The 14,658-nt window shown below is 71.7% G+C and carries 11 protein-coding genes and 1 pseudogene; 2 read left to right on the forward strand and 10 right to left on the reverse strand.

Going from position 1 to position 14,658, the window contains the following annotated elements; genetic code table 11:
- The first annotated feature begins 143 nt into the window (after positions 1–143).
- Positions 144–1,370, forward strand: coding sequence for an EAL and HDOD domain-containing protein (locus ACQ0O7_RS23895; protein ID WP_430784410.1), 1,227 nt, complete (start codon positions 144–146; stop codon positions 1,368–1,370).
- 101 nt (positions 1,371–1,471) lie between these two features.
- On the opposite strand, the gene ACQ0O7_RS23900 is transcribed toward ACQ0O7_RS23895, so the two are convergent.
- Together ACQ0O7_RS23900 and ACQ0O7_RS23905 are read right to left on the reverse strand one after the other, a co-directional pair.
- The gene (locus ACQ0O7_RS23900; protein WP_430784411.1) at positions 1,472–1,921 is read right to left on the reverse strand and encodes a hypothetical protein; all 450 of its coding nucleotides are present in this window, start codon (positions 1,919–1,921) and stop codon (positions 1,472–1,474) included.
- A gap of 417 nt (positions 1,922–2,338) precedes the next feature.
- On the reverse strand, positions 2,339–2,497 hold the full coding sequence (locus ACQ0O7_RS23905) for a hypothetical protein (RefSeq protein WP_430784484.1): 159 nt from the start codon (positions 2,495–2,497) through the stop codon (positions 2,339–2,341).
- Positions 2,498–2,513: 16 nt separating this feature from the next.
- Between ACQ0O7_RS23905 and ACQ0O7_RS23910 the strand changes: the two are divergent.
- A pseudogene (locus ACQ0O7_RS23910) lies at positions 2,514–2,784 on the forward strand (DNA-binding response regulator); the annotation flags it as partial.
- A 69-nt stretch (positions 2,785–2,853) separates the two neighbouring features.
- Here the strand turns inward: ACQ0O7_RS23910 and ACQ0O7_RS23915 are convergent.
- The 8 genes from ACQ0O7_RS23915 to ACQ0O7_RS23950 all read right to left on the reverse strand — a co-directional run bounded on the left by ACQ0O7_RS23915 (position 2,854) and on the right by ACQ0O7_RS23950 (position 14,647).
- Entirely contained in the window at positions 2,854–3,669 is an 816-nt protein-coding gene (locus ACQ0O7_RS23915; RefSeq protein WP_430784412.1) for a hypothetical protein, read from the reverse strand.
- Between the two features lie 377 nt (positions 3,670–4,046).
- On the reverse strand, positions 4,047–4,832 hold the full coding sequence (locus ACQ0O7_RS23920) for an ABC transporter permease (protein ID WP_430784413.1): 786 nt from the start codon (positions 4,830–4,832) through the stop codon (positions 4,047–4,049).
- Complete coding sequence (locus ACQ0O7_RS23925) at positions 4,829–5,776, reverse strand: ATP-binding cassette domain-containing protein (protein WP_430784414.1); 948 nt, start codon at positions 5,774–5,776, stop codon at positions 4,829–4,831. Before ACQ0O7_RS23925 ends, ACQ0O7_RS23920 begins: the two co-directional genes overlap by 4 nt.
- Before the next feature lie 54 nt (positions 5,777–5,830).
- Positions 5,831–6,382, reverse strand: coding sequence for a carboxymuconolactone decarboxylase family protein (locus ACQ0O7_RS23930; RefSeq protein ID WP_430784415.1), 552 nt, complete (start codon positions 6,380–6,382; stop codon positions 5,831–5,833).
- Positions 6,379–10,407, reverse strand: coding sequence for a BTAD domain-containing putative transcriptional regulator (locus ACQ0O7_RS23935; RefSeq protein ID WP_430784416.1), 4,029 nt, complete (start codon positions 10,405–10,407; stop codon positions 6,379–6,381). The genes ACQ0O7_RS23930 and ACQ0O7_RS23935 overlap by 4 nt, the downstream gene beginning before the upstream one ends.
- Positions 10,408–10,441: 34 nt before the next feature.
- Positions 10,442–12,139, reverse strand: coding sequence for a GGDEF domain-containing protein (locus ACQ0O7_RS23940; RefSeq protein WP_430784417.1), 1,698 nt, complete (start codon positions 12,137–12,139; stop codon positions 10,442–10,444).
- Positions 12,140–12,152: 13 nt separating this feature from the next.
- On the reverse strand, positions 12,153–13,724 hold the full coding sequence (locus ACQ0O7_RS23945; protein ID WP_430784418.1) for a glycosyltransferase: 1,572 nt from the start codon (positions 13,722–13,724) through the stop codon (positions 12,153–12,155).
- The gene (locus ACQ0O7_RS23950) at positions 13,721–14,647 is read right to left on the reverse strand and encodes a phosphodiester glycosidase family protein (protein ID WP_430784419.1); all 927 of its coding nucleotides are present in this window, start codon (positions 14,645–14,647) and stop codon (positions 13,721–13,723) included. Before ACQ0O7_RS23950 ends, ACQ0O7_RS23945 begins: the two co-directional genes overlap by 4 nt.
- Between the last annotated feature and the right edge of the window lie 11 nt (positions 14,648–14,658).

Below are 14,658 nucleotides of genomic sequence, written 5' to 3' on the forward strand. Positions count from 1 at the left end.
GATCTGCGGCGGCCGCCTCAGCCAAGCACGGCGGAGCGGGCCCGGGGAAGCCTCCGTTTCGGTCTTGTTTCCAGGTTTGTTCGCTGGGCCGAATGGTTAAGTCGGGCATTTGCCGTGCCGATGGCACCGGCGTGGGAATCCCGGTGTTGGACGCGGTACATGTGGGCCGTCAGCCGATCTTCGACGCCAACGGTGTCGTGGTCGCCTACGAGCTCCTCTTCCGCGGCCGTATGGACGCTGTCGCCTCCGGGCGTCAGGACACTTACGCCACCAGCACCGTGATGGTGAACGCGTTCACCGAGTTCGGCATCGCCGAGGTGGCCGGCAACCGGCCGTGCTTCATCAACCTCACCCGCGAGTTCGTGACCGGGCGGCTGCCCCTGCCGTTCGGCCCCGAACAGGTCGTCCTCGAAGTCCTGGAGACCGTCGACGTCGACGACGAGGTGATCGCCGGGCTCACCGCGCTCTCCGAAGCCGGCTACCGGATCGCCCTCGACGACTTCGTCTGGGGCTCCGGCCACGAACAGCTCCTCGGCCTCGCCTCCTTCGTCAAACTCGACCTGCTCGACGGCGACCTCAGCCGGCTCGACGAGATCGTGGCCGCCTGCCGCGAATACCCCGGAATCGCCCTGGTCGCCGAACGCCTCGAGACCGACGCCCAGGTCGCCATCGCCGACCACTACCGGATGGAGCTGCGGCAGGGGTACGCGCTCAGCCGCCCCCAGGTGCTCAGCACCCCCAGCCTGTCGCCGTCCCGGCTCCGGCGCCTGGAACTCGTCGCCGCCCTGATGTCCCCCGACGTGCCCATGGACAAGGTCACCGCGATCATCGTCAGCGACCCGGCCCTGGCCCTGCGCGTCCTGCGGGTCAGCAACTCGGTCGCGGCCGGCGTGGTCAGCCGGATCTCCTCGGTACGCCAGGCGGTCATGCTGGTCGGCCTCAACCGGATCCGCCGCTGGGCGACCCTGATGGTGGTCGACGACGTGGCCGAAGCCCCCGAGGAACAACTCCTGACCGCCCTCACCCACGCCCGGCTCTGCGAGAACCTGGCCCCACGGTTCGGCGCCGACCCGGGCGCCGCCTTCGTGGCCGGCCTGGTCACCGGCATGGCCGGCTTGATGGACATGACACCGGCAGCGATGGCCGAACAGCTGCCGCTCACCACCGAGGTGTCCGACGCGGTCACCCGGGGCACCGGCCGGCTGGGCCGGGTGATGCTGGCCGTGCGGGCGTACGAGGACGGCGAGCCGGCCGGCGACGACCTGGCGGGCCTGTCCCTGGACGCGATGCGCTGGTCCACCCGAACCCTGTCGGCGGCCCACCAGTTCACCCCCGACCCGGCATCCCGCCGCCGCGACGGGGCCGGCTGACCGTCCCGTCACCACCTCGCGTCCGGCTGGTCCGCTGTTCGCCGTGCCGCGCCGGTTTCCCGGCTGGTCCTCGGCTTGCGGTCCCGCGGTCGGCTGATCGCTCAGCGCCGGGTCTCCGCCCCCTCGGTCTCCTCGATTTCGGCACCGTCCCCGATCTCGTCCGCGTCGAGGACCTGCCAGGGGGTCTCCTCCACCGGGTGCCGCCCGGTCCACCAGACGCCGAACGTGGTCAGCGCCAGATTGACCACGGCCGGCCCGAGCACGAAGAGATCACGGACACCGCTGTCGAACAGCCCGTACCGGTTGTCCAGCAGACAGACGAACACCGACCAGGGCAGCCCGAACACCATCAGGACCATGCCGACGAGCCCGGCGCCGAGGTTGGGCCGCGGATCGGCGGCGACGGCCGCACTGGCCGGCCCGACCCACAGGTAGGTCAGCGAGACCAGGGCGACGGCCTGGACCGCGACCAGGGCCCAGAGCTTCCGGCGCCGCCCGCGCGCCGCGTCGTCCTGCGACCGGCCGTCGTCCTGCCGCGAGTCGTGTTGCATCGGTGTCGACCCCCAGGCTGGTTGTGATCGCGTCAGCCTAGATCTTCCCGGTCCGGAGCAGGAGTACCAGCCTCCGACCAACCCGAGTCCACCTCCCCGAGATCCGGAGAAACCTGCCAGAGGGCACCCGATCGGACCCGGACGTCGCGCGTCTCAACCCCGCGCACCGCGCCGCCTCAGGTTCACGAGCCGCCGATCCGCTTCCGGCCGCCCTCTCACCCGCTGTCCGCTGCTCCTCCGTAGTTCTCTCACCTCCCGACCGACCTCAGGGTCTCCCGCTCTACCATCCGATTGCTGTCCGCCCACCACATCTGTTCCTTCCACCCGCTACCTCTGTTCGGTTAGCCCGCTATTCCGGTTCTGGCTGTTTGCCATCTCTGGGCGGAGTTCTGCTCGGTCGGGTCATCGGGCCGTGCGTCAGGCGCGGCTGCGACGGAGGACCGGGGCAGCCGACGCCAGGACAGCGAGCGCGGCGCAGACGGCGGTCACCGCGAACGTCGAGCCCCAAGGGATGACCGCAGCGATCTCAGCCTCGACCGCATCACGAACACCGAGCACCGAGATCGCGGCGAGCACACCGCCGAGGATCGCGTTGCGGGCCGCCGACCCGAGGCTGCCGGTGCTGGTGCTCAGTCGGTATGCGGAGCAGACCTACGCCGCCGAGCTGATCGACTCCGACCACGGGGCGGGCGTCGGATATCTGCTCAAGGACCGGATCGGTGACGTCGCCGAGTTCGTGGACGCGCTGACGGAGGGTGGCCGCGGGCCGCACTGTCGTGGATCCCGAGGTGGTTCGGCAGCTGCTGACCCGGCGGCGGGACCCGCCGGCCCGGCTCACCGGCCGGGAGCGCGAGGTTCTGGCTCAGGGAAGCGTTCATGGCTCGAGAGGTGGCCGGCGGCGGAGGTGGCCGGCACCGCCGGCTGGATGAGGATCAGTCGCCGACCGTTACCGTCACCGTGGCCAGCAGGCCCGCGGACAGGTCGAAGCGGTCCCGGGGCACGACATGGATGGCGCCGCCGGTGGTGAGGTCGGGAGCGGTGGTGGGGGCCGGGCCGGGGGCCACCTCGGCGGCGATCTGTTCCGGGAGGAACAGCGGGCCGGCATAGGTCACCGCACGGCCACCGGCGAGGATTCCGCCGACATGGACGGCCGCGTCGATGCGGACCGGTTCGCCGGCGACACGGCCGGGGTGGACGGTGCGGAACTCGGCGTACCCGTCGGCATCGGTCACCTGAGCGCCGCGCAGTTCGTGCGGAGCGCCGGGACAGTCCGAGGTCTCCGCGCCGTGGGCGGTGCGGTCGAGGGCTGCGGTGCGAGAAGGGCTCCCGGTGGGGTCGGGGGCCGCGGCGGGATGGGGGCTATTGGTGGGGCCGAAGCCTGTGGCGGGATGGGGGACCTCAGTGGAGTCGAGGGTTGCGGTGCGATCGGGGCTTCCGGTGGCGGCGGGGGTTGCGATGCGATCGGGAACCCCGGTGGAGTCGGTGACCGGGGTGGGGGCGCGGTGGCGGAGGTCGACGACGGCCGCGGTGACCGGGAAGCCGGAGAGTGCGTGCAGGACCCGGATCCGGAGCATCAGTGGGACCCCGGGGTGGTCGCCGGCGATGTCGCGGCGGACCAGTTCCAGCGGCAGATCGCTGGGGCGCCCGGACGGGGCCGGTGGCAGGTGGGCCGGCTGCGGTCCCCGATGCGCGGGCCGCGGAACCGGCCTGCTGATGACCGGCGTTCCGCCGCTGTCCTCGATGCGCACTGCCCACCCCCGCTGTAGATCACGTCAAACGAGTTGATCTTTGCAAGGAAAATGGCCTGAAGTGCAGTTTTGGGCGATTTGTCTGCTGTGGAAAAGTGTCGCTGTCGGTAACACTGCGAGTGCACACTGCCCCCACGGGACATGGCTGGCCGTACCCACCGCCCTGGGCGCGGCCGACCGGACCGCCTGGCCGGAGTGCGGTCCCGGCCGGGATGCTTCCACCCGAGCGTCCCGGCGGTATCGCGGGTGGGCGGGCGTTGCCGCGCCGCCCACCCGCGATACGTCGCTGTGGGCCCGCCGGCGACATCGTCACGGTGGGCCCACCCCCGACAGGGTCCACCCATGACGCTTCGCCGTGGCGCCGGAGGGGATTCCGGCTACCGGCCCAGGTTGCGGTAGAGGCGGACGGCCAGCGGGCCGAAGATCGCGATCAGGAGCACCGGCCAGGCCACCGCCAGCAGCAGCGCGTTCTCGGCCGGCCAGGAGTCCGAGCCGAGGCCCGGGTTGCCGAACAGTTCGCGGAGTGCGGTGGTGGTCGCCGAGATCGGGTTCCACTCCGAGATCGTCCCCAGCCAGCCGGGCATCAGCTGCGGCGCGACGAACACGTTGGAGATCGCGCTCAGCGGGAAGGCCAGCGGGAACACCACCATCGAGACGGTGTCCGGGTTCGGTGAGACCAGCCCGAACGCCACCCCGACACAACTGAGCGCCAGCCGCAGCAGCAGGAGCAGGCCGATCCCGGCGAGGGCCTTGCCGATGCCGAGGTTCCACTGCCAGCCGACGAGCAGACCACAGATCACCAGTACGGTCGTCTCCAGCAACGCCCGCGCCTGATCCGCGGCCACCCGCCCGGTGATCAGCGCCGACCGGGCCATCGGCATCGACCGGAACCGGTCCAGCACCCCACGGCCCAGGTCCACCGAGACGCCGGTGGCGGTGGCGCCGATCCCGTAGAGCATCGTCATCACGAAGACGCCCGGGATCAGGAACTCCCGGTAGTCCCCGCCACCGGGCACCGACATCCCGCTGCCGAACACGTAGCCGAAGACCAGCACGAACATGATCGGCAACGTGAAGTAGATGACGATCTCCTCGGGGGCGCGCACCACGTGCCGCAGGTACCGCCCGGCCATCACCCGTCCGTCCGCGACCGCGCTGCTCATGCCGCCACCTCCACCTTGCCGGTCAGATGCAGGAACGCCTCGTCCAGAGTCGGCCGGTGCACCCCGATGTCGGCGACCGTGATCCCGGCCTCCTGAAGTCCGTGCACCACGGCGGTCAGCGCGGCCACCCGGTCGATGACCGGCACCCGTAGCCGCCGCTGGTCGGTGTCGACGTCGGGGACACCGCCGGTGATCCGGCTGATCAGGCCGGCCGCGTCGACGACCCGCCCGGCTTCCCGGACCACCACTTCGAGACGGTCCGCGCCCAGCATCGACTTCAGTTCGTCCGGGGTGCCCTCGGCCACCACCCGGCCGGTGTCCACCACCGAGATCCGTTCGGCGAGCTGGTCGGCCTCCTCCAGGTACTGGGTGGTCAGCAGCACCGTCGTACCCTCCGCGACCAGCCCGCGGACCGCCTGCCACACCTCGTTGCGGCTGCGCGGGTCCAGCCCGGTGGTCGGCTCGTCCAGGAACAGCACCTGGGGGCGCCGGATCAGGCTGGACGCCAGGTCGAGACGCCGCCGCATGCCGCCCGAGTAGTCCTTCGCGGACCGCCCGGCCGCCTCGGTCAGCCCGAACCGCTCCAGCAGTTCGTCGGCGCGCTGCTCGGCCGCACCCGGCCGCAGCCCGTGCAGCCGGCCGAACAGCACCAGGTTCTGCCGGCCGCTGAGCAGGTCGTCGACGGCGGCGTACTGGCCGGTCAGGGCGATCCGCTCGCGGACCGTCCGGGCGTCCCGGGTCACGTCGGCGCCGGCCACCTCCGCCCGGCCGGCGTCGAACGCGAGAAGTGTGGACAGGATGCGGACGGCCGTCGTCTTCCCGGCCCCGTTCGGTCCCAGCAGGCCGTGGACGATGCCGGCCGGGACGGTCAGATCGAACCCGTCCAAGGCGACGGTCTTCTGGTACCGCTTGTGCAGCCCCTCGGCCACGATCGTCGGTGTCATGCCGATCAGGTTGGCGAACCACGCTGACCGTGTACGCACCGCGCGCTGACCGCCCTATGTCAGCAGTGCCGCACGCAGTTCGGGGGCGAGTGCGTCGTACCGGTCGTCGGGTCCGGTCCCGGTCGCCGCCAGGACCGTGGTGAAGAACTGCCGCGCCGCCACCGCGGTGATCACGTGGAAGATGTCGTTCTCGGACAGGCCATGGCCCCGCAGAACTTCAAGAGCATCAGGGCTTGCCGTGTACGGGTCGGTGGCCAGCGCCCCGGCGAACGCCATCACCGCCACCTCGGCCGGCGGCAACCCGGACGTGTCCGGATCGGTCATCGAAGCGACCAGGGTGGCGTCGTCGAGCAGCCCGTCCCGCAACACCACACTGGCGTGGGCGAGCACGCAGTATCGGGAACCGAGTGCCCGGGCAGCGGCCAGCGTCACCAGTTCGTACCGCAGTGGGGCCATGTCCGCCCGTACCGCGGCAAGCAGTTTCTCCCATCCTTCGTAGATCTCCGGCGCGAGCGAGAACGGGTGCAGGAAGTTGGGCACGAAACCGAGCTTCTCCCGGCCGTACGCGATCAGGCTCGAATCCCCCGGGGTGCGCAGATGCGTCATGTCCAGGACGTTAGGCCCGGATGCGGGATCGACGCCAGAGCCAGCGCCTCGTCCTGCGGGAGCGCCGCGCCCTCGGCCACCGCCGCCGCGAAACGCTTCCCGCCCAGCATCGCCCGCGCCGCACCGGCCGCCTCCGCCGCGTCCGCCGAACCCTCCGGATCGGCGCGCAAGGCCAGCGCCCGGACCGCGCCCAGCATCCGGGCCGCCCGCTCCGGATCACCGGCCGTCACCATCAGCACGGCCAGCCGGTCGAACGCCTCCGCCATCACCTGGAAACCGATCATGCCGCCGCGGACCGTGAACACCTCCCGGTAGCGGGCCGCCGCGGTCACCGGATCACCCATCCGTTCGGCGATCCGGCCCAGCACCACCAGAATCGCCATCCGGGTGCCGTCCGCGCTGTACCTGCCCGCGGGGCACGCCGCCAGCGCCTCCTCGCAGTAGCGCAACGCCGTCGCCGGATCCGAAGCCAGATGCAGCGAACCCATCCCCAGCAGCGCCGACGCCACCAGCTCCGGGGCGCCCGCCTCCCGGGCCAGCTCGGCCGCCCGGGTGAAATCGGCCGCCGCCCCCGCCCGGTCCCCGGTGTCCATCAGCGCCTGCGCCCGGCCGCGCAGCAGATCGGCCACATCGATCGCCGAACCCAGCTCCCCGGCCAGCCGCAACGCCTCCGCCGTCGGCGGGATCGCCGCCGCCGGATCACCACGCCAGGCGGCCAGCTCGGCCAGCCCGGACAACGCCAGCATGGCGCCCCAGCGGTCGCCGAGAGCCCGGAAACCGGCCAGCGACGCCCGGAACTCCGGCTCCGCCAGCGCCGGATCGGCACCCGAGAACAACACCATCCAGCCGCCGCCGATCCCACCCAGCGCCTGACTCCACGGATCGCCGTCGATCTGCGCGCGCAGCCGCCGATTCAGCTCCACGATGCCGGCCGGATCCTCGTCCGGTGGGCCCACCGCCATCGCCGACAGATACAGCAGGAAAGGCTGCGCCGGCGCCGCCGACAGGGTGCGCATGTAGTGGCTCCAGCGGGCCACCGGCCCCGTCGAACCGGTGCCCATGGCCGCGGTGAAGACACTCACCACGTACTCCTCGGTCAGTCCCGGGGGTGGCTCGTCGCCGGCCGCCCGCAGCGCCAGAGCGCTCAACGCCGACGCCTCCAGCCGCAGACCCCGCAGCCACCAGTAGAAACAGAGCGCCGACACCAGGCGCAACGCGGTCCTGGGCGCGCCGGTCGCCGCACTGCGCCGGATCGCCGCGTGCAGATTGTCCCGGTCCGCGTCGAGACGGTCCAACCAGACGATCTGATCAACCGAGCGGAGGTACGGGCCCGCCCGCACCGCCAGATCCAAGAAGTGCTCGGCGTGCGCCTCCCACAGCCGCTGCCGTTCGCCGGAATCGGTCAGGCGCTCCGCGCAGTACGCCCGGATCGTCTCCAGCATCCGGTAGCGGTCGCCGTCCCGCTCGATCAGTGACTTCCCGACCAGGCCGGTCAGCGCGTCGATCACATCGGTGGAGCCGTCGCCGCCGACCGCCTCGATCGCGGCCAGGCCGGCGCTTCCGGCGAAGACGGTGAACCGGCGGGCCAGGGTCTGCTCCTGATCGGTCAGCAGCTCCCAGCTCCAGGCTACGACCGCTTCCAGGGTGCGGTGCCGGGTGGTGGTCCGGCGGCCTCCGGAGAGTAGACGCAATCGGTCGCCCAGCCGGGCGGCGATCTCGGTGAGGGGGAGGGAGTGCAGGCGGGCCGCCGCCAGTTCCACCGCCAGGGGGAGACCGTCCAGGGCGCGGCAGAGCCGGCGGACGGTGGGGGCGTTCGCCGCGGTCAGGGTGAAGCCGGGGGCTACATCGGCGGCCCGTTCGAGGAACAGGCGCACCGCCGGGAACGCGGTCAACGTCTGGATCGTTCCGGCGTCGTCCGGGGTGGGGCTCCCTGCCTGCCGGCCGGATCGGGGAGGGAGGTCACCCGCGACGGTGCCCGCCAGGTTTCTTGCGGCGTCACCTGTCACGTCTCTTGTGGCCTCGCCGGCGACGTCTCTCGCCGTGGCGGGCCGGGCGTCGTCCGGGGGGACCGGTAGGCCGCCCACCGGGAACAGCACCTCGCCGGGGATGCCGAGCGGCTCACGGCTGGTCGCCAGAACCCGGAGGCCGGGGGCGCCCGCCAGCAGCCGGCCGGCCAGGTCGGCGACCGCCTCGACGACGTGCTCGCAGTTGTCCAGGACCAGTAGCAGGTCGCGCTCACGCAGGGCCACCACCAGACGTTCCGCGACGTCAGGCCCGGCCTGATCGCCGCCCACCGGGTCCGCCGGCCCTGCTGGTCCGGCGGTTTCCACCGGGTCCGTCGGCCTTGCTGGTCCTGCGCCGCCCACCGGGTCCGTCGGCCCTGCTGGTCCTGCGCCGCCGCCCACCGGGTCCGTCGGCCCTGCTGGTCCGGCGGTTTCCATTCCTTCTACCCCACCCGTGTCCGCGGGGATCTGTGTGGTCGGTGCGGCCGGCGGGAGCGGTGGGTGTGGCGTTGCGTACGGAAGCTGGTGGGCGCCGTCTCCGGCGGAGGAGGATTGCGGCACAGGAGCGGGAGCCGCCGGAGGCGGCAGTGGGCTGACGGGGGTGTTGAGGATGACGTCACGGAGACCGAGGGCGGTCAGCACCACGCGAGGGATCTCGTCCGAGCCAGCCGCGGCCAGTTCGGCGAAATAGACGTCGCCCTGGTGCCGTGCGGCCGTTTCGGTGGCCAGGCGTGTCTTGCCCGCGCCGCCGGGGCCGTGCAGGGTGACCAGCCGGCGTGAGGTCAGCGCGTTGACCAGCCAGGTCAGTTCGGTGTCGCGGCCCACGAAGCTGTTGAGCTGGTTCGGCAACCCGTGCCGGACCGACTCCCGCAGCGGAACGCCGCCGGAGAGCGCCCCGGCCTGCTGATGTGATGCGGCGCTCGTGGGCCCCGGCATCGCGGTATCGGTAGACGTCGCGGTATCGGTAGACGTCGCGGCGTCGGTAGGCATGGCGTTGGCAGGCATGGCGTGGATAGACGCTGTGTGGGCCGACGCGGTGCCATCCGCCGCAGTGCCGGCCGACGTGGAATCAGCGACCGGCGCGGGGCCCGCCGACGGTTTCGATGGGCGGCGCGCGGGCGGGAGATCCGTGCCCAGAGGGTCAGCGGGCTGGGAGTTGCTGCCCGGCGAGAGGGCGGCCGGGAGATCAGCGGGCCGGGCAGCAGCGGCTGGAGAGATGGCGCCTGGGCGCGGGGCTGACGGGAGTGATGTGGGCACTGGCTTCGCCGGCGGGGCGGCGGCGGGCGGGGCGGCGGCGGGCCGGCGGAGCAGCGTGGTGTGCAGAGTGGACAGTTCGGGAGAGGGGTCGGTGCCGAGTTCGTCGGCGAGGGTTCGGCACAGGGCGCCGTAGACGGCCAATGCCTCCGCGGGGCGGCCCGCGGCGGTCAGGGCGCGCATCAGCAGGGCGTGGAACCGTTCCCGCAACGGGTGGGCGGAGACCAGATCACGGAGGCCCGGGATCGTCCCGGGGGAGAGCGGGGTGGAGCGATGGAGTTCGGCCTCGTAGAGGTGTTCCAGCGCGGTGAGGCGCGATTCGGTCAGGCGGGTGACGTGCGGGGCGGCGAAGGGCGCGTGCCGGACGTCGATGAGCGCCTCCCCGGCCCAGAGGCCGGTGGCCTCCCGCAACAGGGTGGCGGCGCGGTCCGGGTCCCCGGCGGCGAGCGCTTGATGACCGGCCGCGGCCAGAGTCGCGAAACGGTGGGCGTCGACCTCCTGCGGTGGCACCGCCAGGAGGTAACCGGCCGGGCCCAACTCGACCGGGAACGAGCGGCGCAGCCGGGACACCTGGGATTGCAGGGCGTTCACGGCGCCGAACGGTGGATCGTCACCGTAAAGCCCGTCGATCAGCCGGTCGGCCGAGACCGGGCGGCCGGCATCCAGCAGCAGCATCGCCAGGAGGGCACGCAGCCGGGGGCCACCGAGCGGGATCGGGATCCCGTCCGGTCGCTGCGCCCACAGGGGCCCCAGGATGCCGAACCGCATGGCGACGATTGTGCCGTTCACCGTTCCCGATGTCTCAGCCCACTCCGGTGAGGTCGGCCGATGTGACGACGACCTCGGTCCTGACCTCGGTTGATGCGGTGGCGGCCGTTGCCCTGGGGTCAGCTGACGTGCCGGTGGCCGCTGTCCTGATCCCGGTTGACGCGACGGCTACTGCGGTCCTGCTCTCGGGTGTCTCCGTGGGGAGGACCGGGGTGGAGCGATCCGGGCGGGTGGCGCCGGGTGCACAGGAGACGCGGTTGCGGCCGGCGTGCTTGGCGGCGTACAGAGCCTGGTCGGCGGCCAGGATCAGGGCGTCGGTGCTGGGGCTGGAGGGCATGCCGGCCACACCCATCGAGACGGTGACCTGGATCAGCCGGGTGCCGTTCACCTCGATCGGGGTGTCGGCGATGCCCTGGCGGATCCGGTCGGCGACCGCGCGGGCCTGTTCCGGCTGGGTGTCGGGGAGCAGGATCGCGAACTCCTCGCCACCGTACCGGGCCACCACGTCACCGGGGCGGACCAGATGACTGAGACGGTTGCTCACCTCGACCAGGACACGGTCGCCGCCGTTGTGGCCGTACGTGTCGTTGACGCTCTTGAAGTGGTCGATGTCCAGCAGGAGCATGCTGACCGGGTTGCCGCTGCGGGCGGACCGGGCGCCGATCGTGCCGAGGGCCTGGTCGAAGTAGCGGCGGCTGGACAGGCCGGTCAGGGCATCGGTCACCGCGTCCCGGCGCTGGGCTTTCACCAGCAGCGCCATCCGGATCAGGACCAGCAGGAAAACGGTGTTGCCGACGATCGCGGAGGCCACCACGTACTCCTCGGCGTCCCGGTAGTGCTGGACGATCGTAGTGGTGGGCGGGATGATCGCGGCCAGCGCCAGCACCAGCAGACGCCCAGGGGAAGCGTCGGGGGTGGTGACGCGGGACGGCGCGATGAGCTCCGGTGCCGACGGGTGCAGGACAGCGGCGGCGAAACAGAGGCTGGCGGTCATCCAGAACGCGTCGAGAAAGGTGCCCACCTGGAAAGTTCCGGCCTGCGACTGGAAGCCGTAGACCGCGTCCGCCACCGACACCGTGACCAGGGCGGCGCCGAGGAGGTGCAGCGCGGTGGAGCGGGGGCCGGCGCCCAGCAGCAGGCGTGCGCCGACCGCCAGGACCATCAGGCCGCCCACCGGGTAGGCGATCGCCACCAGCGAGGTGAACCGGTAGGTGAGGTCGATGCCGGGCACGATCTGGAACAGCAGGATCACATAGCCGGAGCCGATGGCCACGATCGCGGCGTCGATCATGCTGGCACCGTCCCAGCCGGGAGTCCGCCGGCGGACGATCAGGAGCAGGCCGGCCGCCAGCAGCGGATAGGCGAGGAGGTAGTAGAAGTCGGCGGGGCCGGGGTACGGCAGGAACCGGTGCACCAGCGCGTCGAAGTAGAGCAGCACGTCACCAGTGCCGCGGGCCGCCGCCGAGGCACCCAGCAGCGCCAGGATGGCCCGCATCGCCGGGCGCCGCCACGCCATGATCAGCGCGGCCACCGCGAAGATCGCGTTGGCGCTGGCGAAGAGTGCCACCTGGAGGCCGGGCAGGATCCCGGCGGACGCCAGCGCGAAGTACAGCCCGATGACGGCCGGCCCGGCACCCAGACAGATCTGCCAGGCGGCCGCCTGACGGGCTGCCGACGCAGGCCGTCCGGGCGTGGCCGGTTGGCGGGTGGGCACCACTGGGCCATCGTTCATGCCGCAAGCGTGATCAGCCGTGGGTGCCGGCGGGCTGTGCCTCCGGTGTGATCCGGGTGCCGGGCGGGCCGGGGCGGGGACTGCGGAAGACGAACGTCCGTTGCACCGCGAAACCGGCCAGAAAGAGGGTGACCTCGGTGAGGACCTTGCTGATCACGAGAGAGCCGGTCAGGGCGGTGAGCACATGCAACAGGGCGATGTTCGCGGTTAGCAACGCGAGGGCGAGAGCGATGTAACGCGGCGCGGACCGGCGGTGCGGCACCCGCCCGCGCCCGACGGAGGACGACGACAGGCGGCACTCGGAGGAGGGGAAGCGGGACGCGGAGGATGACAAACAGGCCCCGGTCGACGGCGGGCGGTACACGGACGACGACAAGTGGGAAGCGGACGACGGCGGGCGGGACCCGGGCGACGACAAGTGGGATGCGGACGACGGCAGGCGGGATTCGGGCACGGAAGAGGACAGGTGGGGGACAAAGGAGGACAAGGGAAAGCGGGAGTAGGGCGGAGAGGAAGCGGCGGGCGATGAGAGGGGGCCGGGGGACGAGGGGAAGGCGGCGGCGGGGGAACGGGTGCTGAAGACGGCGGTGCGGTTGACCGTGTAGTTGAGGGTGGCGCTGACCAGGCGGGCTCCTATGGCTGACAGGGTCAGGTCGCCGGTCCAGGTGACCAGGGCGGCCAGCACCGCGGCGTCCACCGTGAAGGCGAGCAGGGAGGAAGCGGCGAAGGCCAGCAGCGGGCCGTAGATGCGGGCCGAGTCGACTACCGGGCGGAAGTGGGACGAGCTGTTGCCGTCCAGGTAGACGGTGGCTATGTCGACCTCCTCGACCGGCAGGTTTTCGCGGGCGGCGTTCAGAAGCAGCCGCAGTTCGTATTCGAAACGGTCGCCGGGGACCGCCTCCAGCCACGGCAGGATGTGGGCCGGGTAGCCGCGCAAGCCGGTCTGTGTGTCGGTCACCGCCATGCCGGTGATCAGGCGGAACGCGATGCGGGTGGCGGCATTGCCGAAACGGCTGCGGGCCGGCACCCGGCCGGTGAACCGGCGCACGCCGAGCACCATCGCAACGGGAGAGGCTCCGGCGGAGCTGACGCGAGAGGTTGCGGAGATGGTGCGAGAGGTGGTGGGAGAGCAGGAAGGAGAGGTGGTGGGGGCGGTGTGAGAGGTGGTGGGGGAACAGGAGGGAGAGGTGGTGGGGGCGGTGTGAGAGGTGGTGGGGGAACAGGAGGGAGAGATGGTGGCGGTGGCGGGGCGAGGGGTGGGGGAGGAGGTGGGGAGGCGGGCGGCGACCGCCTCGATGTCTTCGGGACGGTGTTGGCCGTCGCTGTCGGCGCAGATCACGTTGTGGCCGGGGTGGTGGGTTCTGATGTGGGCGAAACCGGTCTTCAAGGCGAAACCCTTGCCCCGGTTGCGGCTGAGGTGGATCACTTCGGCGCCGGTTCGGCGGGCGGCTTCGAACGTCGTGGTGTACGCCGGGCCGCTGCCGTCGTCGACCACCAGCACCCGATGGTGGTTCAGGTGGGAGACCAGGGTGACCAGGCGTTCGTCGGGCTGGTAGGCGGGAATGAGGACGATCACGGGGCTCATCCGGCCACGTACAGGATGTCGCTGGTGCCCCGCTCTTTGCCTTTGCCGAGGGGATTGTTCACCAGGGCGTCCTGGAAGATCATCGCCGAGGAGCCGCCGCCGTCCAGGTTGTAGGCGACGGTGGCGCCGCGGTCGGCGAAGATCTGGGCGAACTCCGGCATGGTGACGCCCAGGCTGTAGCCCTTACTGCGGCCGTCGACTACCACGAACAGCAGGTGGTTGGTGCCGAGCAGGCCGATGCCGGTGCGTGGCTGCCGGCCCTGGACGGAATGGTTGCCGAAGTTGGTGTCGACCTCGACCCGGTCGATGCCGTCGATGACCTTGCCGTCGTCGACGAGGCCGGGGCCGAACGACAGGGTGTTCCACACGCCGGCCTCGATCAGGGCGTCGGCGCTGGTGGCGGTCTCGTCGTACAGCTTCATCGACCCGTCGGCGTAGAGGGCGAGGCCCTGCCGGGCACCGGCGTCGCGGAAGGTCACCCCGTTGCGGATCACGATGCCGGTGTCGCGGAACCCGTAGTAGTCGCCGTTGATCGCCAGGACGGCGCCGGCCGAGGCGGCGATGTCCGACGGATCGGCGATGATGTTGGTGCCGAACCGGTCCTCGGCGAACGCCGACCGCACGATGGTCGCGTCGCTGACCCGGACGTCCGCCACGAAGTAGGCGAGGGTGCCGGTGGACACCGTCTCGATGGTGATGGTCGCGGTGGAGCTGGTGTACGTGGTGGCGGTGGCCGTGCCGGCGCCGTCCGCCTCGGCGGCGACCACGTTCCGCGCGGCCAGCCGGGAGGCGCCGCTGACCTCGACGTGGTCGAGGACGTACCGGTCGAGGGCCCAGGCACCGCCCCCACCGGCGGCGGCGAGCAGGCCGGCACCTCCGGCTAGGAGACCACGGCGGCTGATGGTGCGGGGTTTCTCTGTCACGCCCCGAAGTG

It is taken from the genome of Actinoplanes sp. G11-F43 (assembly GCF_050589265.1).
GTDB lineage: Bacteria > Actinomycetota > Actinomycetes > Mycobacteriales > Micromonosporaceae > Actinoplanes.

Coding starts and splice junctions, on each gene's coding strand:
- ACQ0O7_RS23900 (WP_430784411.1), bottom strand. CDS start 1,921: ATGCAACACGACTCGCGGCAGGACGACGGCCGGTCGCAGGACGACGCG.
- ACQ0O7_RS23925 (WP_430784414.1), bottom strand. CDS start 5,776: ATGACACCGACGATCGTGGCCGAGGGGCTGCACAAGCGGTACCAGAAG.
- ACQ0O7_RS23945 (WP_430784418.1), bottom strand. CDS start 13,724: ATGAGCCCCGTGATCGTCCTCATTCCCGCCTACCAGCCCGACGAACGC.
- ACQ0O7_RS23935 (WP_430784416.1), bottom strand. CDS start 10,407: ATGCGGTTCGGCATCCTGGGGCCCCTGTGGGCGCAGCGACCGGACGGG.
- ACQ0O7_RS23930 (WP_430784415.1), bottom strand. CDS start 6,382: ATGACGCATCTGCGCACCCCGGGGGATTCGAGCCTGATCGCGTACGGC.
- ACQ0O7_RS23940 (WP_430784417.1), bottom strand. CDS start 12,139: ATGAACGATGGCCCAGTGGTGCCCACCCGCCAACCGGCCACGCCCGGA.
- ACQ0O7_RS23920 (WP_430784413.1), bottom strand. CDS start 4,832: ATGAGCAGCGCGGTCGCGGACGGACGGGTGATGGCCGGGCGGTACCTG.